The sequence below is a fragment of the Mesorhizobium sp. CA12 genome, assembly GCF_020165255.1.
GTDB lineage: Bacteria > Pseudomonadota > Alphaproteobacteria > Rhizobiales > Rhizobiaceae > Mesorhizobium.
Genome location: NZ_JAIUHT010000001.1, coordinates 606,861 through 633,333 on the forward strand (window position 1 = coordinate 606,861; position 26,473 = coordinate 633,333).

Consider the following 26,473-nt stretch of genomic DNA (forward strand, 5'->3'; position numbering starts at 1 on the left):
TGCGGTTACGCGCGGGAAATCATCGATATAACGTGAGGCGGGGATTCGTCCACGACGAGTTCGTCACAACGGAATATTGCTTGGATCAGGAAGAACCGCAGCACGAGAAGATCAGGTTCAGGCGTGACGAGATCACCGACCTGGCGAGGCTTCCGTCCGCGTGCAGCGTGCCGCCGCTCGGCCGGGCAGCCGTGCGGCGGCGTTTCCGCGTCCTCGGCCGGGTGTTTGCCGGGTTTTGCGCGCTCATGCTTCTGGCGGCGGCGGGTGTCTATGTCCTCGGCGCCTCCGGCATCGGCACGGAGCGCCTGCGGACTGAGGCGGAGACAGCCATCGAGAAGCTGGCCGGCATCGATGTCAACGTCGCCGTCGGCCCGGCTCGGCTGACGCTCGACGGGTCGAGCTTCGTCGCCCTGCAGGTGAACGATGTCAGCCTGAAGACGGCCGACGGCAAGCCGATGGCCGATATCGGACGCGTACGTTTCGGCATGCGCCTTCTGCCGCTGCTTTCGGGCGACGTCCGGCTGACGAGCGCCAGATTTTCCGATGCCCATATCGTGATGGCCGCCATGCCCTCCGGCGGCAGCGACTGGACGGCGGCGCTGCGCAACGCGGATGGCCTTGTCGACCCGGAGAAAGTGTCGGCGGCGGTGTTTTCAGGCGTCAACGACGCGCTTGATGCCGTGCGCGAGGACTCGATGCGACAGATCGATCTGCGCAATGTCGAGTTCAAGCTGCCGGACACCGGACCGGTCAAGCGCGTGACCATCGCCTCGGCGACCGTCGCGCAGACAGGCGCGGGACGCATGCAGGTCTCCTACGATGCCGATGTCGATGGCCGGCACGCGACTTTGAGCGCCTCGGCGACGCGCGATGCGACGGCAAGGCGCATTTCGTCGCTGGATGCCAATCTCGAGATAGAAGGCGCCCCCGGCGAGGGCAGTTCGACCGAGGCCGCCCCGGCCGATGGCGCCAAGCTGGGTTCGATCGCATTGAAGCTTTCGGGCTCGGAAGCGTCGGGCGACAACCCGTCGCGCCTGGCGGCTTCGCTCTCCCTCAACGGCTCGGTGCTCGACCTGGACGAGCGCGGGCTGCTGCCGACCGATGTCGAAGCCGATGCCACGCTGGTGGCCGGTTCAAACAAGATCTCGGTCGACCGGCTGCTGATCAGGAGCAGCCGCTCCAGCTTCAACTTTGTCGGATCGATCGGGCCGAAGCCGGCAGTTGCGGGGGAGGAGCCCGCCTACCGCTATGATCTCACCAGCGACGGCTCGACGCTGGCGCCTTCGGAATCGCCGGAACCGGCGCTTCAGTTCCTGGCCCGTATCGCCGGGGTTTACCAGCCGACGAGCCGCAAGCTCGTTGCCGAGCAGATCGGCGTGCGCTCCGGCGGACCAGGCGAGGTGCTGGGCGCCGCCACCGTCGCCTTCATCGACAACGGCCCGCCAGGGGTATCGCTGTCGCTCAACGTGCACGACATGCCGGTCTCGCATGTCAAGCAGTTGTGGCCGTGGTTCTCGGCCCGCAACGCGCGGCTTTGGGTGCTGGGCAACTTGTTCGGCGGCACGGTGACCGACGCCAATCTGCAGTTCCAGGTCGCGCCGGGGCGCCTCGGCAACGGCGTGCCGCTTACCGGCGACGAAGTGTTCGGCCGTTTCCAGATCGAAGGATCGCGCTTCGATATCGCCGGGCGCATCCCGCCGGTCCGCGACGCCGTCGGCGCAGTTGCGTTCCATGGTAACGATGTCGATATCGCGCTCTCCTCGGGCAGCGTCTATATGCCGAGCGGCCGCACCGTGGCGGCAAGCGGCGGCACGCTGACGGTCAAGAATGCAAACCGACCGGTTGTGATCGGGGGGCTCGACATCGACGTGGCGGGCGAGGCGCCCGCGATCGCCGAACTGGCCTCCTATGAGCCGATCAATGCCATGCGCCATGTCGGACTGGCACCGGAAGACCTGTCAGGCACCGTCACCGGCCATGTCAGGGCGGACATTCCGCTGACCAAGGGCATGGACACCTCGAAGCTAGATTGGCTGGTTTCGCTCGATTATCAGGACCTGTCGCTGGCGAAGCCTTTCGAGGACCAGACGGTGACCGAGGCCGATGGCTCGATCACCGTCGGGCCAAAGCAGGCGGTGATTTCCGCCGAGGCCAAGCTCAACGGCATTCCGGCCGAGCTCGATCTCGTTGAGCCGCTCGCCGACGACGGGCCGGCGCGAAGCCGCAAGGTTACGCTGGTCCTCGACGACAAGACGCGCAACGCCAGCATGCCTGGACTGTCGGCCCTGCTTTCAGGAACCATCAAGGTGGCGATCGACAAGAGCGGCGAGGGCGCCCAGCAGGTTTCGGCGGACCTGACCAATGCCAGGCTCGACATTCCGTGGGCAGGCTGGAGCAAGGGCGCCGGCATTCCCGCCAAGGTCGCTTTCGACATGGCGAAGTCCGGCAGCACCACCACATTGACCGATTTCGCTCTCGACGGAAAAAGCTTCTCGATCGACGGCAATGTGACGCTGGTCAACGGCTCGCTGTCCGCGGCCCGCTTCAGCAAAGTCGCGTTGAACAGAGGCGACGACATCGCCGTTTCGCTCAAGCGTTCCGGCAAGAGCTACGCTGTCGATGTCAGCGGCGCGTCGCTCGACGCCCGCTCGCTGATCAAGCAGTTCACCTCGGATGTCGATACAGCCACGAAGGGCGCCGGCAGCGACGCGATCTCGGTGAGCGCCGATGTGGCATCGCTGACCGGTTTTCATGACGAGGTGCTTTCCAACCTCAAGCTCGAATACAGCGCCGCCGGATCGCGGGTGAATGGGCTGAACGTCACCGCCGCGGCAAGCTCGGGCGCCGCGATCACGATCAACAACACCACCAGCGAAGGCGGCCGCGTGCTCAGGGTGAAGTCTGCCGATGCTGGCGCGATCCTGCGTTTCCTGAATGTCTACGAGCATATGGAAGGCGGCGCGATCACGCTGTCGCTCTCAGGCGCCGGCGACGGGCCGATGAAGGGACAGGTGGATGCCCGCAATTTCTATGTGGTCAACGAGCCCAAGCTGGCCTCGATCGTGTCGACGACGCCGGCTGGCGATACACGCAGCCTGAACCAGGCCGTCAAAAGCAACATCGACACGTCCAGGGTGCAGTTCGAGCGCGGCTTTGCCGAGATCGACAAGGGTTCCGGCTATCTGAAACTGGCGAACGGCCTGCTGCGCGGCCCGCGCATCGGCACGACCTTCCAGGGAACGCTCTACGATCCCAACAACAACATGGACATGACCGGAACCTTCATGCCGGTCTATGGCCTTAACCGCATCTTCGGCGAACTGCCGCTGTTCGGGCCGTTGCTCGGCAACGGGCGCGACCGCGGCCTGATCGGCGTCACCTACCGTTTGCGCGGCAACGCCAACAAGCCGACGCTCAACATCAATCCGCTATCGGTGGTGGCGCCGGGCATATTCCGCTCGATCTTCGAGTATAGGCAGCAACCGTCCCAAACTGCGCAGTAAGGTTCGGCCGATCAGTTCGGCCGCACCAGCACGTGCTTCTTCTTGCCGAGCGAAAGCTTTACGAGGCCTTCCGGGCCGAGATCCTGAAGCGTGACGACGCGCCGGTCGTCGGTCAGCGGCTGGTCGTTGACGCGCACCGCGCCGCCCTGGATGTGCCGGCGCGCCTCGCCGTTCGAGCCGGCCAGCCCGGCGCTTACGAACAGCGCCAGGATGCCGATGCCGGCTTCGAGGTCCGATTTGGCTACTTCGATGCTGGGCAGAGTGTCGGCGAGCGCGCCTTCCTCGAAAGTCTTGCGCGCCGTCTCGCTTGCGGTCTCGGCCGCATCGCGGCCGTGCAGCATGGCGGTGATCTCGGTGGCGAGGATCTTCTTCGCCTCGTTGATCTCCGAGCCGCCGAGCTTTTCAAGGCGCGCCACCTCGTCGAGCGGCAGGGTCGTGTAGAGCTTCAGGAAGCGCCCGACATCGGCGTCCTCGGTGTTGCGCCAGTACTGCCAGAATTCGTAAGGCGAGAGCATGTCGCCATCGAGCCAGACCGCGCCCGAGGCGGACTTGCCCATCTTGGCGCCGGAGGAGGTGGTGAGCAGCGGCGTGGTCATGGCGAAGAGCTGCACGCCCTCCATGCGGTGGCCGAGATCGATGCCGTTGACGATATTGCCCCACTGGTCCGAGCCGCCCATCTGCAGCCGGCAGCCGACGCGTTTGTAGAGCTCGACGAAGTCGTAGGCCTGCAGGATCATATAGTTGAATTCGAGGAAGGACAGCGACTGCTCGCGATCGAGTCTCAGCTTCACGCTATCGAAGGCAAGCATGCGGTTGACGGAGAAATGCCGGCCGACATCGCGCAGGAAATTGACGTAGTTGATCTGCATCAGCCAGTCGGCGTTGTTGACCATGACCGCGTCGCCCGGGCCGCTGCCGAATTTCAGGTAAGGCGCGAAATTGCGGCGGATGCCGACGAGATTGTCGTCGATGTCCTGCGGGGTGAGCAGCTTGCGCGCCTCGTCCTTGAAGGACGGGTCGCCGATCATCGAGGTGCCGCCGCCCATCAGCGCGATCGGCCGATGGCCGGTCTGCTGCAGCCAATGCAGCATCATGATCTGGATCAGCGATCCTGCGTGCAGGCTTTTGGCGGTGGCGTCGAAGCCGATATAGGCGCTCACCGTTTCCTTGGCGAAGAGCTGGTCGAGGGCGGATTCATCCGAAATCTGATGGATGAAGCCGCGCTCGCTCATGATGCGCAGGAAATCGGATTTGAAGGCGGACATTTTTTCTTCCTGGAGGTCGCCGGGCGCTTGGCCATGCTTGATATGAAGGCGCGCGTTTAGCATCCAAGCGCGATCAGCAAAAGTGGTTTCCGGTTTTGCTTCCGATCGCGCTTCAACCAACAAACACGCGATCAGCAAAAGTGGTTTCCGGTTTTGCTTCCGATCGCGCTTCAACCAACAAACACGCGGTCAGCAAAAGTGGTTTCCGGTTTTGCTTGGAATCGCATACGGCGCGGCGCGTCCTTGCTTCGCCCTTTTTGCTGGCGTAATGAGGCGCCGCGCAAAGACACGGCGCCATGCACCGCGACGGGGCCATCCCGCAGTTTCAGATCGGAAAAGCTCCCGCGATGAACAGGAACACCCTCATCCTCTTTCTGTTCAGCATCGTCATGACCGTCAGCGGGCTGGCAAGCCTGCCGCCGGTCGACCGCGATGAATCCCGTTTCGTCCAGTCGACCAAGCAGATGGTCGAGACCGGCGACTATGTCGATATCCGCCTGCAGGATGTCACGCGCTACAAGAAGCCGATCGGCATCTACTGGCTGCAGTCGGCCGCCGTGGCGTTGAGCGGCGAGGGGGCTGCGGCGCCGATCTGGGTCTATCGCCTGGTCTCGATGCTGGGCATCGCGCTCGCTGTCGTCGGCATCGGCTGGACCGGGACGAAACTCTTCGGCGCCAGTGCCGGGCTGGCCGCCGGCCTGATGATGGCGGCGATCTTCGCCACCGCCTTCGAGGGGCGCGACGCCAAGACCGATGCCATGCTTCTCGCCTGCTGCGTGATAGCGCAAGGCGCGCTGGCGCAGGTCTATTGGGCTTCGAAGCGCAACGAACCGGTTCCCGGGCATCTGCCGTGGATTTTCTGGATCGCGCAAGGCTTCGGCATCCTCATCAAGGGCCCGGTTTCACCGCTTTTGTCGCTGCTGACCGCCGCTGCACTCTTTGCCTTCGACCGCGACTGGCGCTGGCTCCTCAAGATGAAGCTGGTGCGCGGCGTCCTGATCGTGCTGGCGATCGTGCTGCCGTGGCTGATCCTCATCACCTGGAAGAGCGGCGGGGCCTTCTTCCAGGAAGCGGTCGGCAAGGACATGCTGAACAAGGTGGCGCAGGGCGAGGAATCGCACGGCCTGCCGCCCGGCTTCTATATGCTGACTTATTCGCTGTTCATGTGGCCCTTCGGGCTGATCGCAGTCGGCGCCGGGCTCCAGGCTATCAACCGTCTTTGGGACGATCCGCGCCTGCGCTTCTGCCTGGCCTGGTACATCCCGTTCTGGCTGGTGTTCGAGGCGATCCCGACCAAGCTGCCGCATTATGTGATGCCGGCCTATCCGGGCATGGCGCTTCTGGTCGGCTGGCTGCTCACCTTGCCGGCGGACGAGGCCAACGCGCCACTGAAGCGCTGGCAGACATGGCTGTGGTGGGCGACGGCTTTCGGCCTTGCCGTGGTGGCGATCGGCCTTGCCGTGGTCTGCGTCGGCGCGCCGCTTTACCTCGCCAAGACCTTCTCCTGGTGGAGCATACCGGCGGCGATCGCCGCTCTGGTCACCGGCTATCTTGCCTTCCCCAGGCAGTTGCAGGTGCCGCTGCCGCGGATCGCGGCCATCGCCGTCGGCGCCGGCATCACCTTCAGCTTGCTGTTCGGCGTGATCGCGCCGTCGCTGAAACCGATCTGGCTGAGCCCCGCCGTCAAGGCCGCTGTCGACGCCAACCGCCCTTGCGACACCACGGTGCTTGCCTCGGCGAAGTTCCAGGAGCCAAGCCTGGTCTTCCTGGTCGGCACCAAGACCGTGCTGACCGACATCGAGGGCGTGGGGCAACATCTGCTCGCCGATCCATCCTGCGCGCTTGGGCTGGCGCCGATCAAGGACGAGCAGAAGCTTACCGACGTGCTGACCGCTCAGGGCAAGTCGGCAACGCGACTGACCGAGATCGACGGCATCAACTATTCGTCGGGAGACAAGCTGTCGCTCGGGCTTTACCGGGTGGCGCCGTGATGAATAGCGTCGGGCATCGAATGTCCCTATAAGCGCCCAGCCATGTCCGCCGCGCCGCCCCTTGCCCTCTACCGCCGCTCGCTCGGCAATTTCCGCGATACGATGTCGATCGTGAGGCGACGCTTTGCCGTGCGGCCGGCACGCTATCCGCGAATTCTGTGGAGCGTCTGGCTCATAGCCTGGATATTGCTCACCGTTGCGACTTTCCTGCGCCTCGATATCAGCGCGGGCGAGATGCGCGGCGAATGGTCCTCCGGCTTTGCGCGCTTCACCGATTTCTTCACGCAGTTCGGCCTCGGCGGCTGGTATCTCATTCCAGCGGCACTCTGCCTCGTCGCCGCCAATCTGACGGATTGGCGCGGCCTGTCCCGGCATGGCCGGATGATCGTCTACAACTGGACGTGTTTCGCCTTCCTGGTGCTATGCGCCGTCGGCCTGTCCGGTCTTGCGGTCAACGTGCTGAAATACGGAATCGGCCGCGCCCGGCCGCTTTATTTCGACAGCTTTGGCGTCCTGTCGCTGCATCCTTTCGCCATGGACGCGCGCTTTGCCGGTTTCCCGTCCGGCCATGCCACGACGATGGGCGCCGTCTTCGGCATCCTGCTGCTGTTGTTCCCGCGGCGCTGGTACATAGCGCTGGCGATCACCGCCTGCATCGCTTCGACACGCATCTTCGTCGGCGCGCACTATCCCAGCGACACGGTCGCGGGTTTCGGGCTCGGACTGGCGTTCGCGGTGCTATCGGGGCTGGTGTTTGCCCGGCTCGGCTTCATCTTCGGCCAGACCGGTTCGAAGCTGCCGGTGCGCAAGCGGACATTCCGACTAGGACCGTTCCGCGCGCCGAGAGGCAGAATTTCGACGGCCGATCCGGTCGAGGCCGCCGTCGACCGAATCCAGACCCCTTAAGGCGCCTGGAGTGACGGCCCTCCGCGCTTAGCGCAGCCGCTTCGGTCTCGGATCGGCCAGCTCGCCCGCCAGGCGACGGTCGAGATAGTCGGCGCACTCCTGGATCAGCAGCTCGGAATCGTTGGCGAAGAAATGGTTGGCACCTGGGATCGTCTTCTGCGTGATGGTGATGCCCTTTTGCGTGTGCAGCTTGTCGACCAGGCCCTGCACATCCTTCGGCGGCGCCACCTTATCGGCATCGCCATGGATGATGAGGCCGGACGACGGACAGGGCGCCAGGAACGAGAAGTCGTAGGTGTTGGGCTGCGGCGCGACCGAAATAAAACCCTCGATCTCGGGCCGGCGCATCAGGAGCTGCATGCCGATCCATGCGCCGAAGGAATAGCCGGCGACCCAGCAGCTCTTCGAATCCGGATGCAGCGACTGCACCCAGTCGAGCGCGGCGGCCGCGTCCGACAATTCGCCGGTGCCATGGTCGAACTCGCCCTGGCTGCGGCCGATGCCGCGGAAATTGAAACGCAGCGTGGTGAAATCGCGCTTCTGGAACATGTAGAAGAGGTCGTAGACGATTTTGTTGTTCATCGTGCCGCCGAATTGCGGGTGCGGATGCAGCACGATGGCGATCGGGGCGCTCTTTTCCTTCGAAGGCTGATAACGTCCCTCCAGGCGACCAGCCGGACCGGCGAAAATGACCTCAGGCATAAAATACTCCACATGGCATATGAATGCGCTCGCCCGGAACTTTCCTGATCCCGACTCACCCGCGGCCCCACATCTTCTGTGGCCTTGACGCCGGGCGAGCGTGTTCCTAGAAGCTAGTTTAGAATTGTTCAAAACTGGGAGGCCGAAACCCGATGGTCCGGCCGCCCGCGCCGCAAGCCGGGTAAATAGGACGGCTTGCCTTGCAATTTCAAGGAAATAACGCGCTATCCTCGCGGGATAGTCGGCGGAAGGATGAACTGAGCGAAAATGGCCGCAATCCGCGCCTATCTCGACTACAACGCCAGCGCGCCGCTCATTGCGGAAGCGCGGGCAGCGATGGTCGCCGCGCTCGATGCCGCCAACCCGTCATCGGTCCATACGGAAGGGCGCGGCTCGCGCCGGCTGGTCGAGGACGCGCGCCGCGACGTGGCGCGGCTGGTCAATGCCAAGCCTGAACATATTGTCTTCACGTCCGGCGCGACCGAAGCCGCCTCGACGCTGCTTACGCCCGACTGGCAGATGGGGCGCGGGGCTATCCGCATGAGCCATCTCTACGTCTCGGAAGCCGACCATCCCTGCATACTGAATGGTGGACGCTTCGCGGCGGCGCAGGTTACGAAGATCGGCGTCGATCGGCACGGCATTGCCGATATCGAGGCGCTGGCCGCCGCGCTTGCCGCGCATGACAAGGCCGCTGGTCTGCCGCTGGTGGCGATCCACGCCGCCAACAACGAGACCGGCGTTATCCAGCCGATCGGGCGCATCGGCGAGATCGTCAAGGCCGCCGGCGGGGCGCTGGTCGTCGACGCCGTGCAGGCTGCCGGGCGGATTCCGCTCGATATGTCAATTCCTTATGCCGATTATCTGATCCTGTCCTCGCACAAGATCGGCGGCCCGAAGGGTGTCGGCGCGATCGTGGCCGCATCCGACCTGATGATGCCGCGCCCGCTGATCAATGGCGGCGGCCAGGAGAAGAGCCACCGCGCCGGCACGGAAAACGTCGCCGGGATCGCCGGTTTCGGCGCCGCGGCGCGTGTCGCGCTGGCCAGTCTCGCCGACATGGACGCCATCGCGAGCCGGCGCGACGAGGTCGAGGCGATCGTGCGCGACCTCGCGCCGGACGCGGAAATCTTCGGAAATGGCGCTCCCAGGCTTGCCAACACGACATTCTTCGCTATTCCCGGCGTCAAGGCCGAAACGGCGCAGATCGCTTTCGATCTCGCCGGCGTCGCGCTGTCTGCGGGTTCAGCCTGCTCGTCGGGAAAGGTCGGGCCAAGCCATGTGCTCAAGGCGATGGGGCATGGCGACAGCCTGGGCGCCTTGCGCGTCTCGATCGGCCGTGCGACAGGCGCCGAGCATATCGCGACGTTCCGGGCGGCGCTGGCCGGCATCGTCGCGCGCCGGGCGGGCAAGGAAGAAGCCGCCTGACGCGGCAAAGCATCGGAGCGGGAAACGCCTCGCGTTTCCCGGATTTCCGCTGCTCGAAAACGAATTCAGGCTTTAGGGCCTGGTAGAGCCGTGCGTTTTGTCCTGGCCGGGTGAATTTCCGGCGGACACGCACTATATGAAACTTACTCCGCCGCGAGTCCCTCCCTGGGACGCGATTTCGGCGGTGCCATAGTTTGAAAACTGCCGGGCCTTGACCCCGGCGTGGATGGAGAACGCTTATGCCTGCTGTGCAGGAGACGATCGATCGGGTTCGAAAGATCGACGTCGACCAGTATAAATATGGATTCCAGACAGAGATCGAGATGGACAAGGCCCCCAAGGGCCTTAGCGAAGACATCATTCGTTTCATCTCGGCAAAGAAGGATGAGCCGGACTGGATGCTGGAATGGCGTCTGGGGGCGTATCGCCGTTGGCTGACGCTGGAAGAGCCGACCTGGGCGCGCGTCCACTATCCGAAGATCAACTTCCAGGACATCCACTACTACGCCGCGCCGAAGAGCACGCCGGGGCCGAAGTCGCTGAGCGAGGTCGACCCTGAACTGCTCAAGGTCTATGAGAAGCTCGGCATTCCGCTCAAGGAGCAGGAAATCCTGGCCGGCGTGCAGAAGACCGATGCCTCGGAGCTCGAGGAAGCCAGCGACAACGTCTATAAATCGGGCCGCGTCGCGGTCGATGCCGTGTTCGATTCCGTTTCGGTGGTCACCACCTTCAAGAAGGAACTGGCGCAGGCGGGCGTCATCTTCTGCTCGATCTCGGAAGCGATCCGCGAGCATCCGGAGCTGGTGAAAAAATATCTCGGCTCGGTCGTGCCGACCTCCGATAATTTCTACGCGACGCTGAATTCGGCAGTGTTCACCGACGGCTCGTTCGTCTTCGTGCCCAAGGGCGTTCGCTGCCCGATGGAGCTATCGACCTATTTCCGCATCAACGAGAAGAACACCGGCCAGTTCGAGCGCACGCTGATCATCGCCGAGGAGGGGGCTTACGTCTCGTATCTCGAGGGCTGCACGGCGCCGCAGCGCGACGAGAACCAGCTGCACGCCGCGGTGGTCGAGCTGATCGCGCTCGACGATGCCGAGATCAAATATTCGACGGTGCAGAACTGGTACCCCGGCGACGCCGAGGGCAAGGGCGGCATCTACAATTTCGTCACCAAGCGCGGCGATTGCCGCGGCGATCGCTCGAAGATCTCGTGGACGCAGGTCGAGACCGGTTCGGCCATCACCTGGAAATATCCGAGCTGCATCCTGCGCGGCGACGATTCCAGCGGCGAGTTCTATTCGATCGCGGTGTCGAACGGTTATCAGCAGGTCGATAGCGGCACCAAGATGATCCATCTCGGCAAGAACACGTCGAGCCGCATCATCTCCAAGGGCATCGCCGCCGGCTTTTCGCAGAATACCTATCGCGGCCAAGTCTCGGCGCATCGCAAGGCGACCAACGCGCGCAACTTCACCAATTGCGATTCGCTGCTGATCGGCGACCAGTGCGGCGCGCACACCGTGCCTTACATGGAAGCCAAGAATTCGACGGCGCAGTTTGAGCACGAGGCGACGACCTCGAAGATCTCCGAGGACCAGAAGTTCTACGTCATGCAGCGCGGCATCCCCGAGGAAGAGGCGATCGCGCTGATCGTCAACGGCTTCGTCAAGGACGTCATCCAGCAGCTGCCGATGGAGTTCGCTGTCGAGGCGCAGAAGCTGATCGGAATCAGCCTAGAGGGGAGCGTGGGGTGAAACTCTTCGGCCGTAAAACGGCGGCACTGCAAAGCTCGGAAGGGGTTCAGCAAGACGTTGAATCTCCTATGGCTGCGTGGTTTTCGTCCCTGGCTGGAAGACCTGCCTCGGATTTCGGAGGCCGGGAACGGATTTTCATAGAAATTTGGCGTCAATTCTGCGCTTTCCGGTCAGGCGTAGACGCATCTGAGCTAAGCTATTTTCACAGCACCTCGTGGTGGGGGGAATGGCGGGAATGGCCCGACTACGTGAGCGGTACACTGGGTGGTTTATCCAGCGTGGCTACCAAATCCGCTACCAAGCGGGAAGATAGATTTGACGTGGATACGTTGCACCTTGTCAGCAACTATCTGCCTGCAAAGGGAACCTGTCTTACTTGGTACGATAGGTTGAAATCGCTAGGTTTCGACTATGATCACGGACAAGCCGCAGAGCGGTTTGGTGGTGACTACACCGGCAACTTCAGGATGACGTTCTTCTACTTTGTCGATGAATCAATTTTTCTAAATGGCCGTAGGCTTCGTACCCAAGTCGATCCCGTTGAGGCGAGCAAATCCGCCGATCTTAAGGTCCGGCACAGTTATGTGCACAACGTGATCGATTTGGCTATGGAGTTCGGTGAATGGATCCACTTGGACGATCAGGGGAAGTTTGCCCTCACCCCCTGGCGAGTTAACTAGAGAAAAGAACAATGCTTGAGATCAGAAACCTGCACGCCCGCATCGTCGACGACGGCACCGAGATCATCCGCGGCCTGAATCTCTCGGTGAAAGCCGGCGAGGTCGCCGCCATCATGGGGCCGAACGGCTCGGGCAAGTCGACGCTGTCCTATATTCTCGCCGGCCGCGAGGACTATGAAGTCACTGAGGGCGACATCCTCTATAACGGCCAGTCGATCCTCGAAATGGATCCGGCCGAGCGCGCTACTGCCGGCATCTTCCTCGCCTTCCAGTATCCCATGGAGATACCGGGCGTGGCGACCATGGAATTCCTGAAGGTCGCGATGAACGAGCAGCGCAAGGCGCGCGGCGAGGAGCCGCTGAAGGTGCCGGAATTCCTGAAGCGGGTGAAGGAAGCGGCGGCCTCGCTCAGCATGGATATGAACATGCTGAAAAGACCGCTCAATGTCGGCTTCTCCGGTGGCGAGAAGAAGCGCGCCGAGATCCTGCAGATGAAGCTGCTCGAGCCAAAACTCTGCGTGCTCGACGAGACCGATTCCGGCCTCGACATCGACGCGCTGAAGATCGTCTCGGACGGCGTCAACGCACTGCGCTCGCCGGACCGGGCCATCGTCGTCATCACCCACTACCAGCGCCTGCTCGAGCACATCGTGCCTGATACGGTGCACGTGCTCTACAGGGGCCAGGTGATCAAGTCGGGCGACAAGTCGCTGGCGCTCGATCTCGAGGCCAACGGCTATGCCGGCGTGATCGGGCAAGCCGCGTGACATGGGAGCGGTCGAGGCAAAAGTCATGAACATGCATGCACAGCCCCAGCGGACCTTAGCTGAGACGGCGCTGATCGACGCCTTCGGCGAGCGGCTGTCGCTGCTGCCCGGCGACGGCGCGGTGATGGTCAAGCGCGACGATGCGATCGAGGCGATCAAGCACGGCTTGCCGACGCGCCGCGTCGAATCCTGGCATTATACGGACCTGCGCCGGCTACTGACGTCGGTGCCGGCTTTCGAGGCCGGCGCCGTCGTCAAGGCGCTTGCGCCGGTTCTTGAAGGCTCGGCCGTGCTGCCGGTGCTGAACGGCGTCTCGCAGATGAAGCTGCCGGAGATCGACGGCGTCACGGTGCAGCGCCTGCCGGAAAAGCTCACCGACGGCAGCGTGGCTCCAGGACTGGATCCCTATGGCAGCGACGACGCGATCGGCGCGCTGAACACGGCTTTTGTCGCCGACGGCTATTTCGTCGACATCGCCGACGGCGCCGAGTTGGAAATGCCGATCGAATTGCAGAACCTGCAGGCCGGCGGCCAGTCGCATGTCCGGCTGTTGGCGCGTGTCGGGGCCGGCGCCAAGGCAGTCGTCGTCGAGCGTCAGGCAGGCGAGGGCGACGAGGCGCTCGTCTCTTCGGTCAGCCAGCTCGTGATCGGCGACGGCGCCGAGGTGACCTGGCTCATCGTGCAGGAGCAGCCGGACACGGCCACGCATCTCGCCCAGTTCAAGGCGCATATTGGCAAGGACGCGAAGCTGACGCTGTTCGTGATGAACGCCGGCGGCAGGCTCGTGCGCCAGGAGGTCGTGGTCAGGACGACAGGCGAGGGCGCCGACTTCAAATTGCGCGGCATCAATCTTCTCGCCGGCGACACCCACACCGATGTGACCATGGTGCTCGATCACGCCGTGCCGCACACCACGTCGACCGAAGTGATCCGCAACGTGGTGACCGGCAAGGCGCGCGGCGTCTTCCAGGGCCGCATCAATGTGCATCAATACGCGCAGAAGACCAACGCCAAGATGGCCTGCAACACGCTGCTTCTGTCGGATGACGGCGAGTTCTCGACCAAGCCGGAGCTGGAGATCTTCGCCGACGACGTCGTCTGCGGCCATGGCGCCACCGTCACCGAGATCGACCACGACCATCTGTTCTACCTGATGGCGCGCGGCATCGACGAGAAGTCGGCGCGGGGTCTCCTGGTGAAGGCATTCGTGGCCGAAGTGATCGAGGAACTGGACGACGAGGCGCTGGTCGAAGCGCTGGAAGCGCGGCTCGACGGCTGGTTTTCGACGCACGGCTAGCGCCTAACCTTCTCCCCTTGTGGGAGAAGGTGGATTGGCGCGAAGCGCCAAGACGGATGAGGGGTGCTGGAAGGATCGCGGCTTCGGCCGACAAGGACTTCGAGATGGACCAGAAGATCGAAACCACACCATACGACGTCGAGGCGATCCGCCGCGACTTCCCGATCCTGTCGCGCCAGATCTATGGCAAGCCGCTGGTCTATCTCGACAACGGCGCCTCGGCGCAGAAGCCGCAGGTGGTGCTCGACACCATCCAGCACGCCTATTCCCAGGAATACGCCAACGTGCATCGCGGCCTGCATTTCCTGTCGAACGCCGCGACGGATGCCTATGAGAATGCGCGCAAGTCGGTGCGGGGGTTTCTCAATGCGCCGAGCACCGACAACATCGTCTTCACCTCCAACACCACATCGGCGATCAACACGGTCGCCTATGGCTGGGGCATGCCGCGGATCGGCGAGGGCGACGAGATCGTGCTGTCGATCATGGAGCACCACTCCAACATCGTGCCGTGGCATTTCATCCGCGAGCGGCAGGGCGCGAGGCTCGTCTGGGTGCCGGTCGACGATCTCGGCGCCTTCCACATCGAGGAATTCGAAAAGCGCCTGAGCGACCGCACCAAGCTGGTCGCCATCACCCATATGTCCAATGCGCTGGGCACGGTGACGCCGATCAAGGAGATCGTGCGCATCGCGCATGCGCGCGGAATTCCCGTGCTCGTCGACGGCAGCCAGAGCGCGGTGCACATGCCGATCGACGTGCAGGATCTCGACTGCGATTTCTTCGTCTTCACTGGACACAAGGTCTACGGCCCGTCGGGTATCGGCGTGCTCTACGGCAAGAAGGACAGGCTGGAAGAGATGCGCCCCTTCATGGGCGGCGGCGAAATGATCGAGGAGGTGACGGAGGACATCGTCACCTATAACGAGCCGCCGCACCGCTTCGAGGCCGGCACGCCGCCGATCGTCCAGGCGATCGGCCTGGGCGCCGCGCTCGACTATATGGAGAAGGTCGGCCGCGAGCGCATCGCCGCGCATGAGGCGGACCTCAAGGCCTACGCGCATGAGCGGCTGCGCGCCATCAACTCGCTGCGCATCTTCGGCGACGCGCCCGGCAAGGGCGCCATCATCTCGTTCGAATTGCAGGGTATCCATGCGCATGACGTGTCGATGGTGATCGATCGGCAAGGTGTCGCGGTCCGGGCCGGAACGCATTGCGCCCAGCCGCTGTTGAAACGCTTCGGCGTCACCTCCACATGCAGGGCATCGTTCGGCATGTATAATACCAGGGCCGAAGTGGACGCTTTGGCCGAGGCGCTGGAAAAGGCGCGAAAGTTCTTCGGGTGACGATGATGGACGACGTGAGCACCACCGCGGAAAAAGCGCCGGAAACGGTCGCGAACGGCATCGTTTCGGCCTCGGCGATCCCCGCCGACGAGCTGGCGCGGCTGACCGACGACATCGTTTCGGCGCTGAAGACCGTCTACGACCCGGAAATTCCGGCCGACATCTATGAGCTCGGCCTCGTCTACAAGATCGACATCGAGGACGACCGTTCGGTCAAGATCGATATGACGCTGACCGCGCCGGGCTGCCCGGTGGCCGGCGAGATGCCTGGCTGGGTCGAGAACGCCGTCGGCGCCGTCGAAGGCGTGTCCGGTGTCGAGGTCGCCATGGTGTTCGATCCGCCATGGACGCCCGACCGCATGTCGGAAGAGGCGCAGGTCGCGGTCGGATGGTATTGAGGCCCATAACCTTGCGCCAGTCGTAAAACTTCACCATTTTAGGTGAGAATCATTCGGCAGGCCTTGAACCTGCATGGAATGGAGAAGGAAAAAATATGGGACGCTTCGCCGTCATCACGATGACCGAAAAGGCCGCCGATCGCGTGCGCGAGATCGTGGCTGCGCGCGATAGCGCGCATGGCATCCGGCTCGGCATCAAGAAGGGCGGTTGCGCCGGCATGGAGTACACGGTTGACCTTGTGACCGAGCCGAATCCCAAGGACGACCATATTGAGCGCGACGGCGCGCATGTCTATGTCGCGCCGGAAGCCGCGCTCTTCCTGTTCGGAACCGAGATGGATTTCGAGCAGACGACGCTGCGCACCGGCTTCACCTTCAAGAATCCGAACCAGAGCTCGGCCTGCGGCTGCGGCGAATCCGTCGAGCTGAAGCCGGTCGACCTCAAGGCGCTTGCCGAGGCGCGCGCCTCGGCCTGACCAGGCCCGCCAGCGCTTCCACTCAGTCCGGCAGCGCGGCGATGACCACAAGCTCGACGACGAGGTCAGGCTGCGCCAGGGCGGCCACGCCGATCACCTCCGATGGCGGCGGGTTGTTGTAGCTGCAGTGCTTCGGGCAATGTTCGGCAAAGAATTCGTCCAGCACGTCCAGACGAAAGTTGGGTGAGCTGAGAACGCCGCCGGACGGAAAAGGCCCTTTGACGTAGAACGTCACCTTGACCAAATGGTCAAGCGAGCTGCCAAGTTCCTCCAGATCCGACTTTATGTTGGCCAGGATTTCGCGCCACTGCGTTGCCGCGTCGCCGACAGCGCCGCCTTGGTGTTTCGACGGATCGTAGTCGTCGACAGTGGCGGTGTTGCCGGACAGAAAAACATATCCCTTGGCGTCCGAGACGACCGTGCCCTTGCCCCAAGGCATCAAACGATCGCCTTTGAATTTCTTGTGCGTCGTGAGGTTCATTTCTGCCTCCTGTCGCCAGATAATTGTCTCAATGCAATTCCGGGCGGAAAACCGCTGCGCAGTTCTTCTGGAATTGCCCTAATCAACCCACATGCCGGTTCGCTTGTGCCAGTCGGCGATCGATTCCTCCGGATAGACGTCGAATACCTTGTCGTTCTTGCCGACGACCGGCTCGACCCAGTTCGCCTTGTATTTCAGCATCAGATGCACCTTTTGCGGCGGTGTCGGCAGGTCGGTGTCGATCGCCGAGGCGAAGGGGTGAACGAGGTCCGGCCACGTCGGGTCGTAGAGCCAGAGTGCTGCGCCGCATTTCCTGCAGAAATTGCGCTCGCCGGTCGAGACCTCGCAATGCGGATGCTCGTCGTCCTCGATCTCGGCGCGATAGACGCCGAGGCTGCGCTTGCCCCTTATGTTCATCGTCTCGTAGTCGGCGCCGAGATTGATGGCGAACCCGCCGCCGCCCTGCTGCTTGCGGCAGATCGAGCAGTAGCAGAGCATGAAGGGCACAGGCGTGTGGCTCTCCACCTCGAAGCGGACGGCGCCGCAGCGGCAGGAGCCTTTGAGCAGGACAGGCATGGCGGGAACTCCGTTTTCAGATTTCAACCTGTCAGCATGCTTTTGGTTGCGGCGATGACAAGGCCGGTGACGGATGAGATGATCGCGGCATGGACAATGCGCGTCTTGAAGAACTGTTCGAAAGCCTTCGACCGATCGCCATCCGAAAACTGTTCGGCGGCAAGGGCATCTATTGCGACGGCGTCATCGTCGCGGTCGTCGTGCGCGACGAGCTGATGCTCAAGGCGGACGAGGAAACAATTCCCGACTTCGAAGCCGCCGGCTGCAAGCAATGGACCTATACCGGCTCGCGCCACGGCAAGGAGGTGGCGATGCCATATTGGAGCGTTCCCGACGAGGCCTTCGATGATCCTGACGAGATGGCAGTGTGGGCGCGGCGGGCTTATGAAGCGGGACGAAGGGCGGGGAAGCAATCCGGGTGAGGGGGCCTTCGCCGCGCGTGCCTATAACGCCTTGGCGATCTCCGCCGCCAGCCGCGCATTGTTCTCGACCAGCGCGATGTTGGTCTTGAGGCTGCGACCGCCGGTCAGCTCCAGGATCTTCGACAGCAAAAACGGTGTCACCGCCTTGCCGGTGACGTTGAGCGCCTCGGCAGCCTTTTGCGCGGCCTGGATGTAGCCGTCCATCTCGGCGGCCGGGATTTCGTCATTCTGCGGCACCGGGTTGGCGACGAGGATGCCGCCGCCCAGGCCCAGCGCTTGGCGCGTTCTGTAGAAATGCGCGATGTCTTCCGGCGCATGAAGGGTCAGCGGCGCGCGGAAGGGCGACTGCCTCGACCAGAAGGCGGGCATCGTCTCGCAGCCATGGCCGATAACCGGCACGCCGCGCGTTTCCAGCACTTCCAGCGTTTTCTCGATGTCGAGGATCGCCTTGGCGCCAGCCGAGACGACGATGACCGGCGTGCGCGCCAGCTCGTCGAGATCGGCCGAGATATCGAAGCTTTTCTCAGCGCCCTTGTGGACCCCGCCGATACCGCCGGTGGCGAACACTTTTATGCCGGCCATATGCGCGGCGATCATGGTCGCGGCGACAGTGGTGCCGCCGGTGCGCGTTTGAGCGACCGCGAAGCCGAGATCGGCGCGCGACAGCTTCATGGCATCGCCCGTCATGGCAAGCGATTCGCGCTCGCCGTCGGAGAGGCCGATCTTGATGCGGCCCTCGACCACGGCGATCGTCGCCGGTACCGCGCCGCCATCGATGATGATCTGCTCGACCTTGGCAGCCATGGCGCCATTGTCGGGGTAGGGCATGCCGTGGGTGATGATGGTGCTTTCCAGCGCCACCACGGGCCGGCCGGCGGCAAGCGCCTCCGCCACCGGCGGATGGATATCGACGAAGGGGCGGGCGGTGTCAGGCGTCATGGCTGTCTCCGATCCGAAGGGATTGCTTCGGCAGTGGTGGCCCTATGCCACTTCCCGCGGCTCCGGCACAAGGGCAAGCGCCTGCGTGAAGGTGGCGATCGTGAAGGACGGCACGGCCTGCGGGCTCTCTATGGCGAGCATCGCCGCGGCAAGGCCTTCGCGCAGCGCGGCGCGCAACGGCAGGCCGCGCAGCAAGGCGGCGACGGTTGCGCCGGTCAAGGCGTCGCCGGCGCCGGTCACGTCGGCCACCTTGCGCGGCGCGGGCGGATCGATCTCGAAGATTCCGGTGTCGTCGAAGCCCAGCACCGGAGCGCTGCCGGACGTGACCACGCCGGTGTCCAGGCCTGCCCGCCTGAGCGCGTCGACGAGGGCCTTGCCGGATGGCTCGGCGCCGACCAGCGCGGCGGCCTCGCGACGGTTCATGAAGAGCAGCGACAGATCGTCGAGCAGCGGCGCCAGGCGGACGACCTTGGCCGGCGAAACGGCGATGGCGAAGACCGGCCGACCGCCGGCAAGCGCCAGCAGGCGCTCCAGCGCGGCCGTGGGCAGGTTGGCGTCGCACAGGATAGCGTCGGCGGCTTCGATCGCCTCGCGCACCTTGGCGCGTCTTATTTGCTTGGGAAAGGCAAGATCGTAGAGCGCCATGTCGGCCAGCCCGACGATCAACTCGCCCTCGGCGTCGATCAACGCCGTGTAGCTCGGCGTCGTGCGGTCGAGGAACACTACCGAAAGGTCGGTTATCCCGGCGTTGTCAATCGCCGAGGCGACTGTGTCCGCCGCAGCGTCACCGCCACGCACCGAGATCAGCGAGGCCGACACGCCGCGCTTCACCACGCTGCGCAGCGCGTTGAAAACCACGCCGCCGACGTCCTCGCGCATGATGCCGGGATTCGAAGCCGCGGGCACATAGACGCCCGAGACCTGGCCGCGCCGGTCGATATGGGCGCCGCCAAGCGCCAGGATTGTTGGGGATGTCGGCATTTCGGGTCGGTGACTTTCGTTGATCGTGCGGCCGCGCACACTAGGTTTCTGCGCGTCGCCCTGCAATCGGGGTCGCGATTCGGACGGCCGGATATCGAAATCTCTTCTGGACCCGTGGTTGCACTCCGCACCAGCCCTGGTGAGACAAAAATAGAACAAATCCAGATATTGATTATTTTTCAGATATTTGTTGCCTCTTGCCAAATGAGAACAAAAAAGGTACAAAACAAGCAGGGATCACGGATTGTCCGGCCTTCATTGACGACCAAGGGGTGATGTATCATGGCTCAGAATTCTTTGCGGCTTGTAGAGGATAAGGCAGTGGACAAATCAAAGGCTCTGGACGCGGCGCTGTCGCAAATCGAGCGCGCGTTCGGCAAGGGCTCGATCATGCGGCTCGGCGCCAACGAGCAGGTGGTCGAGATCGAAACCGTGCCGACCGGCTCGCTCGGCCTCGACATCGCGCTCGGCGTCGGCGGCCTGCCGCGCGGCCGCATCATCGAGATCTACGGGCCGGAAAGCTCGGGCAAGACGACGCTGGCGTTGCACACGGTTGCGGAAGCCCAGAAGAAGGGCGGTATTTGCGCCTTCGTCGATGCCGAGCACGCGCTCGATCCGGTCTATGCCCGCAAGCTTGGCGTCGACCTCGAGAACCTTTTGATCTCGCAGCCCGACACCGGTGAGCAGGCGCTGGAGATCTGCGACACGCTGGTGCGTTCGGGCGCCATCGACGTGCTGGTCGTCGACTCGGTGGCGGCACTGACGCCGCGCGCTGAAATCGAAGGCGAGATGGGCGATTCGCTGCCCGGTCTTCAGGCTCGCCTGATGAGCCAGGCGCTGCGCAAGCTGACCGCCTCGATCTCGCGTTCCAACACCATGGTCATCTTCATCAACCAGATCCGCATGAAGATCGGCGTCATGTTCGGCTCGCCCGAGACGACCACCGGCGGCAACGCGCTGAAATTCTACGCCTCGGTGCGCCTCGACATCCGCCGCATCGGCTCGGTCAAGGACCGCGACGAGGTCGTCGGCAACCAGACCCGCGTCAAGGTGGTGAAGAACAAGCTGGCCCCGCCCTTCAAGGTGGTCGAGTTCGACATCATGTATGGCGAGGGCGTGTCGAAGACCGGCGAGCTGATCGATCTCGGCGTCAAGGCCGGCGTCATCGAAAAGTCGGGCGCCTGGTTCTCCTACAATTCCCAGCGCCTCGGCCAGGGTCGCGAGAACGCAAAGCTGTTCCTGCGCGACAATCCCGATACGGCGCGTGAGGTCGAGCTTGCGTTGCGCCAGAATGCCGGACTGATCGCCGAGAAATTCCTCGAGAATGGCGGCTCAGAAGGCGGCGACGACGGTTTCGAGGACGAAGCCGGCGCCCTGTAAAGTGCGTTTGCGCTTGGGATTTTGCGCTCCGGCGACCCGAGGGCGCCCGAGGATAGTTGGTTGGCTTAGCCGGAGTTCGGCCACAATCCTGGTTTATCGCCTTATGCTTATGTAATCGAGTTCTTGTATTGCGTAACCGAACCGCCGGCCTTCGTGCTGGCGGTTTTGCGTTTCGCAGGCAGCGCTGAGCCGCCGCTCGTCCGCCGATCGGCCCAAAGCGCGTCGCGCTGCAATGAATTCAGGCAATGCGCTTTGGTCCATGCTTGTGCCTGTCGTTTTCCCAAAACCGCTTGCGCAGTTTTGAGCGACACGCCTGTTTTGCGTGTTTCTGGACAGGCACAAGAGCTATCGCTAAAAGGCCAATCTATCTTCTGAAACACCAAAGCCCATTTGCCGCCGGCCGGGCCGGCGGTTCTTGCGAAAAAGGCAGTATGCAATGAGTGGCGTGAACGACATCCGGTCGACATTCCTCGACTACTTCCGCAAGGAGGGCCACGAGATCGTCGCCTCCAGCCCGCTGGTGCCGCGCAACGATCCGACGCTGATGTTCACCAACGCCGGCATGGTGCAGTTCAAGAACGTCTTCACCGGGCTGGAGAAGCGCCCTTATTCGCGCGCCGCGACCGCGCAGAAGAGCGTCCGCGCCGGCGGCAAGCACAACGACCTCGACAATGTCGGCTACACGGCGCGCCATCTCACCTTCTTCGAGATGCTCGGCAATTTCTCGTTCGGCGACTATTTCAAGGAGCGCGCGATCGAGCTTGCCTGGAACCTGATCACCAAGGAATTCGGTCTGCCGAAAGACAAGCTCTTGGTCACCGTCTATCACACCGACGACGAGGCGGCGGGTTATTGGAAGAAGATCGCCGGCTTCTCCGACGACCGCATCATCCGCATCCCGACCTCCGACAATTTCTGGGCGATGGGCGACACCGGCCCCTGCGGCCCGTGCTCGGAAATCTTCATCGATCGCGGCGAGCACATTTGGGGCGGACCGCCCGGCAGCCCGGAAGAGGATGGCGACCGGTTCCTGGAATTCTGGAACCTGGTGTTCATGCAATACGAGCAGGTGAGCAAGGAAGAGCGCATCGACCTGCCGCGTCCCTCGATCGACACGGGCATGGGCCTGGAGCGCATGGCCTCTATCCTGCAGGGCGTCGAAAGCGTCTTCGAGACCGACCTGTTCAAGCATCTGATCGACGCAGCGTCCTCGGCGCTCGGGCAGGGGCCAAGCCAGGAGAACGTAGCGTCCTACCGTGTCATCGCCGATCATCTGCGCTCAACCTCGTTCCTGGTGGCCGACGGGGTTCTGCCATCCAATGAGGGGCGCGGCTATGTACTGCGCCGCATCATGCGCCGCGCCATGCGCCATGCGCAGCTGCTTGGCGCCAAGGAGCCGCTGATGTGGCAGCTGGTGCCGGCGCTAGTGCGCGAGATGGGCCAGGCCTATCCCGAGCTCGTGCGCGGCGAGGCGCTGATCACCGAAACGCTGAAGCTTGAGGAAACACGCTTCCGCAAGACACTAGTGCGCGGCCTCGGCCTGCTTTCGGACGCGACCGAGACGCTGCACGCCGGCGACATGCTGGACGGCGAGACGGCCTTCAAGCTCTACGATACCTATGGCTTCCCGCTCGATCTGACGCAGGATGCGCTGCGCCAGCGCAGCATCTCGGTCGATATCGCCGGCTTCACCGACGCGATGGAGCGGCAGAAGGCCGAGGCGCGCGCGCATTGGGCTGGCTCGGGCGAAGCCGCGACCGAGACGGTGTGGTTTTCCGTGCGCGAAAAGACCGGCGCGACCGAATTCCTCGGCTATGAGACCGAGCAGGCGGAAGGCATCGTCCAGGCCCTGGTCAAGGACGGCAAGACCATCGACAGCGCGAGGCAGGGCGATGCGGTCGCCGTGGTCGTCAACCAGACGCCGTTCTATGGCGAATCCGGCGGGCAGATGGGCGACACCGGCGTGATTTCCGGCGATGGTTTTTCAATCGAGGTGTCGGACACGCAGAAGAAGGCCGATGGTTTGTTCGTGCATCTCGGCAAGGTGGCTAAAGGCACGATCAAGACGGGTGATGCCGTCGAGCTGAAGGTCGATCATGCCCGCCGCTCGAGGCTGCGCGCCAACCACTCCGCGACGCATCTCATTCACGAGGCGCTACGCGAGGTGCTGGGCACCCATGTCGCGCAGAAGGGCTCGCTGGTTGCGCCCGAAAGGCTGCGCTTCGACATCTCGCACAATAAGCCGATCTCGGCCGATGAGCTCGAGGAGGTCGAGCGCATGGCCAACGAGATCGTCGTGCAGAACAGCCCGGTGACGACGCGCCTGATGTCGGTCGACGACGCGATCGCCGAGGGCGCCATGGCACTGTTCGGCGAGAAATACGGCGACGAGGTGCGTGTCGTGTCGATGGGCACCGGCCTGCATGGCGCCAGGGCAAACCGGCCTTATTCCGTCGAGCTTTGCGGCGGCACGCATGTGAAATCGACCGGCGATATCGGCCTGGTGCGCATCCTGTCGGATAGCGCGGTGGCGGCCGGCGTGCGCCGCATCGAGGCCCTGACCGGCGAGGCGGCACGCAGGCATCTGGACGAGCAGGACAGGCGGCTGAAAGCCGCGGCGGCGACCTTGAAGATCGCGCCGGCCGATGTGCCGGCTCGCGTCGAAACATTGCTTGAGGAACGCAAGAAGCTCGAAAAGGAACTCAGCGAGGCGCGCAAGAAGCTGGCGCTTGGCGCCGGCCCGGCCGTATCCGATGCTCCGCCTACCAACGAGACCGTCGCCGGCGTCGGCTTCCTCGGCAAGGCGGTCAGCGGCGTGGCGCCGAAGGACCTGAAGCCGCTGGCGGACGCCGGCAAGAAGACGCTCGGCTCCGGCGTGGTCGTCTTTGTCGGCGCCGGCGAGGACAACAAGGCGAGCGTGGTCGTCGGCGTCACCGACGATTTGACCGGCCGCTTCAGCGCCGTCGATCTCGTGCGCGTCGCGTCCGCCGCGCTTGGCGGTCAAGGCGGCGGCGGTCGGCCCGACATGGCGCAGGCCGGCGGCCCCGACGCCTCCAGGGCCAATGATGCCATTGCGGCGGTGAAGGCGGCGCTGGAGGCGGCGTGACAGTCTAGCAACTCGTCTGGGGTGGCTACGTGCCGATATTCTTCGGAGCGCCACCTGCGGGCCCTGGTGCCGCCGAATTCACCAACCTAGTTTGGTTTGGCCAAACATGTTGTTTTGATCCGTATTCGCGGCACAATCTTACGATAGCGCCGCGACACCAGCGCTGGAATCGTGCTACGAAGTGCGCTATGTTCTCTATATGTTCCCATTATCGGGGTTGGAAATGGAACGCAAGCGATGATCACATATTTGGAGAGCAGCGTTTTTGAGTCCCCGGCCCAGACGCTCGTTAACACCGTTAACACCGTCGGGGTGATGGGAAAGGGTATCGCCAAGGAATTTAAGAGCCGGTATCCGGCAATGTTTGCTGAGTATCGGAAGCTCTGCGAGCAACGGGCGCTAGGCGTCGGCAAAATTCATCTGTGGCGTTCCGACACCCGGTGGGTCCTCAATTTTCCGACCAAGACCACATGGAAGCTTCCATCCAAGCTGGAATACATTCACTCTGGTTTGGCCAAATTTGTAGAGTCATATAAGGCGCTCAGCATCAGTTCGGCATCGTTCCCGCCGCTCGGTTGCGGCAATGGGAATCTCAATTGGGCCGATGTCAAACCGGTGATGGAGGAGTATCTATCGAAGGTTGATATTCCAATCTACATACACGACATTCAAGTCGCAGCGGATTTTGTGCCAGAACACAAAGAACCTGCAACTGTGCCAAGGGATTTTGCTGAATTTTCTAGGGACATCGATCGACTCTCAAGGGGGCGCAAATTCTCTACGTCTAGAGATAGCTTCTTTAGTGCGGAAATGCAGCCGGACAACTCAGTCGTTGTCCAGCACGAGACCGGGAAAAGAGAGCGCATTGATCCCGATTTGATGGAAGCGGCTTGGATTAGGCTCCGTGAACGGCTGCTCTCCTTTGAGAATTTCTCCGACGAGAAATCCCGTAGGTTGAAGGGTTATCTCTTCCCAATCCTCGCGGAACTGCCCTATGTCCGGAGTGTCAAGATCAAGGCCGGTAACACTGGATCCACTCGGGCCGAAGCGCTCTTTATCGATCGCGATCAAAAGACGCCATACTCCAGTGTCTCGACTTCGAGGGATAGCCAAGAATGGCTATTTCAATAGCACGTGCTCAGCGGCATATCAGGGAATGGAACGAAAAGCTTGCGCGGTATCCATCTCGCAACGGATGGGTGAATTCTCTTTTCCACGCATGCCAGATCGAGACTGCCGCTGAGATAGTGCGTCAACGCAAAGTTGTCTGCAGGCAGCATGTTCCCATCGTTTTGTGCGATGTCGCGAACCAGGGCGCCCTTTGGAACAATCCCGCTGCGCATGAGTATGTGAGGCTCTACTTCCGACCGAAGAACAGCTTTCACTTCAAGACGGAAGGGATTAAGTCGAATTCTGATCCCTATCGGGTCAATCCACATATGGCTATACCGGTCATGTTGGTTTTTGACTTCACATCTGTAATAACTCTCGCGGACAGCTTTTTTGTCTCGGGAAACTTTGCATCCCAAGCATTGGCACTGCTACAAGGTGATACGAATTTTGATGGTCTAAATTTTAACTATATTTATCACGATTCAGCAGTTTCGCAGGACATGATGCAAACTATTCGTGACGCTCGGATGGCCGAGGTTGTAGTCAGGAATGAGTTGCCCCTGGCCCACCACCTTAGAGCGGTCGTTTGCCGTACCATTCACGAAGAGAGAATGCTTAGATATCTGCTTCGCAACGTTGACGTTTCTGATGTGCGTTTTGCGGTCGAAAAAGGTGGCTCATTGTTTCTGCGCCGCGGGAGTTACATCACTGAGCTGTACACGCGGGGCGGCGAGCTTCATTTCGATTTCACTGCACCGTCAACCGCGAGGAAAGATAAGTACTCGGTCACTGTATCATGCGGGAATAGCCGGTTTGCTTTCTCGCTCGAGCCAAGCAGTTGGCGTGTACCTCAAATAGTTAATCCAGATCCGTCAGCAGAGTGGAAGATCGAGATTGAAGGCTGTACCGCATATTTAGGACCTGTGCCGGCTACGGTACCAGTGGTGCGATAGCGGGAT

General features: G+C 62.6%; 22 protein-coding genes. 16 read left to right on the plus strand and 6 right to left on the minus strand.

Annotation, left to right across the window (positions count from 1 at the left end):
- Positions 1-80 precede the first annotated feature (80 nt).
- On the plus strand, positions 81-3,503 hold the full coding sequence (locus LB520_RS02890; RefSeq protein WP_224636354.1) for a DUF3971 domain-containing protein: 3,423 nt from the start codon (positions 81-83) through the stop codon (positions 3,501-3,503).
- Positions 3,504-3,514: 11 nt separating this feature from the next.
- Here LB520_RS02890 and tyrS read toward each other — a convergent pair whose 3' ends face one another.
- Positions 3,515-4,768: a tyrosine--tRNA ligase gene (gene tyrS / locus LB520_RS02895; protein WP_224636355.1), complete on the minus strand. Its 1,254-nt coding sequence runs from the start codon at positions 4,766-4,768 to the stop codon at positions 3,515-3,517.
- A 347-nt stretch (positions 4,769-5,115) separates the two neighbouring features.
- On the opposite strand from tyrS, the gene LB520_RS02900 reads away from it, so the two are divergent.
- Together LB520_RS02900 and LB520_RS02905 are read left to right on the plus strand one after the other, a co-directional pair.
- Positions 5,116-6,759: an ArnT family glycosyltransferase gene (locus LB520_RS02900; RefSeq protein WP_224636356.1), complete on the plus strand. Its 1,644-nt coding sequence runs from the start codon at positions 5,116-5,118 to the stop codon at positions 6,757-6,759.
- 42 nt (positions 6,760-6,801) lie between these two features.
- Positions 6,802-7,665, plus strand: a complete 864-nt coding sequence (locus tag LB520_RS02905) for a phosphatase PAP2 family protein (RefSeq protein WP_224636357.1) — start codon at positions 6,802-6,804, stop codon at positions 7,663-7,665.
- A gap of 27 nt (positions 7,666-7,692) precedes the next feature.
- Here LB520_RS02905 and LB520_RS02910 read toward each other — a convergent pair whose 3' ends face one another.
- A complete protein-coding gene (locus LB520_RS02910) occupies positions 7,693-8,367 on the minus strand; it encodes an alpha/beta hydrolase (RefSeq protein WP_095765174.1) in 675 nt (224 codons plus the stop codon).
- A gap of 267 nt (positions 8,368-8,634) precedes the next feature.
- On the opposite strand from LB520_RS02910, the gene LB520_RS02915 reads away from it, so the two are divergent.
- The 8 genes from LB520_RS02915 to sufA all read left to right on the plus strand — a co-directional run bounded on the left by LB520_RS02915 (position 8,635) and on the right by sufA (position 16,516).
- Positions 8,635-9,795, plus strand: a complete 1,161-nt coding sequence (locus tag LB520_RS02915) for a cysteine desulfurase family protein (RefSeq protein WP_224636358.1) — start codon at positions 8,635-8,637, stop codon at positions 9,793-9,795.
- Positions 9,796-10,034: 239 nt separating this feature from the next.
- Complete coding sequence (sufB, locus tag LB520_RS02920; protein ID WP_140840211.1) at positions 10,035-11,552, plus strand: Fe-S cluster assembly protein SufB; 1,518 nt, start codon at positions 10,035-10,037, stop codon at positions 11,550-11,552.
- A complete protein-coding gene (locus tag LB520_RS02925; RefSeq protein ID WP_140840209.1) occupies positions 11,549-12,232 on the plus strand; it encodes a hypothetical protein in 684 nt (227 codons plus the stop codon). The genes sufB and LB520_RS02925 overlap by 4 nt, the downstream gene beginning before the upstream one ends.
- 11 nt (positions 12,233-12,243) lie before the next feature.
- Positions 12,244-12,999, plus strand: a complete 756-nt coding sequence (gene sufC, locus LB520_RS02930) for a Fe-S cluster assembly ATPase SufC (protein ID WP_224636359.1) — start codon at positions 12,244-12,246, stop codon at positions 12,997-12,999.
- A gap of 25 nt (positions 13,000-13,024) precedes the next feature.
- Complete coding sequence (gene sufD / locus LB520_RS02935) at positions 13,025-14,296, plus strand: Fe-S cluster assembly protein SufD (protein ID WP_224636360.1); 1,272 nt, start codon at positions 13,025-13,027, stop codon at positions 14,294-14,296.
- Positions 14,297-14,400: 104 nt separating this feature from the next.
- A complete protein-coding gene (locus LB520_RS02940; RefSeq protein ID WP_224636361.1) occupies positions 14,401-15,642 on the plus strand; it encodes a cysteine desulfurase in 1,242 nt (413 codons plus the stop codon).
- A gap of 5 nt (positions 15,643-15,647) precedes the next feature.
- Complete coding sequence (locus LB520_RS02945; protein ID WP_140840200.1) at positions 15,648-16,040, plus strand: SUF system Fe-S cluster assembly protein; 393 nt, start codon at positions 15,648-15,650, stop codon at positions 16,038-16,040.
- Positions 16,041-16,135: 95 nt separating this feature from the next.
- A complete protein-coding gene (gene sufA, locus LB520_RS02950; protein WP_224636362.1) occupies positions 16,136-16,516 on the plus strand; it encodes a Fe-S cluster assembly scaffold SufA in 381 nt (126 codons plus the stop codon).
- A gap of 22 nt (positions 16,517-16,538) precedes the next feature.
- On the opposite strand, the gene LB520_RS02955 is transcribed toward sufA, so the two are convergent.
- Both LB520_RS02955 and LB520_RS02960 read right to left on the minus strand, forming a co-directional pair.
- Positions 16,539-16,997: a RidA family protein gene (locus tag LB520_RS02955; RefSeq protein ID WP_095765180.1), complete on the minus strand. Its 459-nt coding sequence runs from the start codon at positions 16,995-16,997 to the stop codon at positions 16,539-16,541.
- A 78-nt stretch (positions 16,998-17,075) separates the two neighbouring features.
- Positions 17,076-17,573: a GFA family protein gene (locus tag LB520_RS02960; protein ID WP_224636363.1), complete on the minus strand. Its 498-nt coding sequence runs from the start codon at positions 17,571-17,573 to the stop codon at positions 17,076-17,078.
- Positions 17,574-17,662: 89 nt separating this feature from the next.
- Between LB520_RS02960 and LB520_RS02965 the strand changes: the two genes are divergently transcribed.
- Positions 17,663-17,995 (plus strand): TfoX/Sxy family protein, encoded by a 333-nt coding sequence (locus LB520_RS02965; RefSeq protein ID WP_224636365.1) that lies wholly within the window; start codon positions 17,663-17,665, stop codon positions 17,993-17,995.
- 21 nt (positions 17,996-18,016) lie between these two features.
- Here LB520_RS02965 and LB520_RS02970 read toward each other — a convergent pair whose 3' ends face one another.
- Positions 18,017-18,934, minus strand: a complete 918-nt coding sequence (locus LB520_RS02970) for a pseudouridine-5'-phosphate glycosidase (protein ID WP_224636366.1) — start codon at positions 18,932-18,934, stop codon at positions 18,017-18,019.
- Between the two features lie 42 nt (positions 18,935-18,976).
- Positions 18,977-19,915 (minus strand): carbohydrate kinase family protein, encoded by a 939-nt coding sequence (locus LB520_RS02975; RefSeq protein WP_224636368.1) that lies wholly within the window; start codon positions 19,913-19,915, stop codon positions 18,977-18,979.
- 282 nt (positions 19,916-20,197) lie between these two features.
- Here LB520_RS02975 and recA point away from each other — a divergent pair, with 282 nt between their 5' ends.
- From recA to LB520_RS02995, 4 genes are all read left to right on the plus strand, one after another.
- Positions 20,198-21,295: a recombinase RecA gene (recA, locus tag LB520_RS02980; RefSeq protein ID WP_095765184.1), complete on the plus strand. Its 1,098-nt coding sequence runs from the start codon at positions 20,198-20,200 to the stop codon at positions 21,293-21,295.
- A 436-nt stretch (positions 21,296-21,731) separates the two neighbouring features.
- The gene (alaS, locus tag LB520_RS02985) at positions 21,732-24,401 is read left to right on the plus strand and encodes an alanine--tRNA ligase (RefSeq protein WP_224636370.1); all 2,670 of its coding nucleotides are present in this window, start codon (positions 21,732-21,734) and stop codon (positions 24,399-24,401) included.
- A gap of 237 nt (positions 24,402-24,638) precedes the next feature.
- Complete coding sequence (locus tag LB520_RS02990; RefSeq protein ID WP_140627545.1) at positions 24,639-25,532, plus strand: macro domain-containing protein; 894 nt, start codon at positions 24,639-24,641, stop codon at positions 25,530-25,532.
- A complete protein-coding gene (locus LB520_RS02995) occupies positions 25,517-26,467 on the plus strand; it encodes a DarT ssDNA thymidine ADP-ribosyltransferase family protein (protein WP_224636372.1) in 951 nt (316 codons plus the stop codon). Before LB520_RS02990 ends, LB520_RS02995 begins: the two co-directional genes overlap by 16 nt.
- Positions 26,468-26,473: the final 6 nt, after the last annotated feature.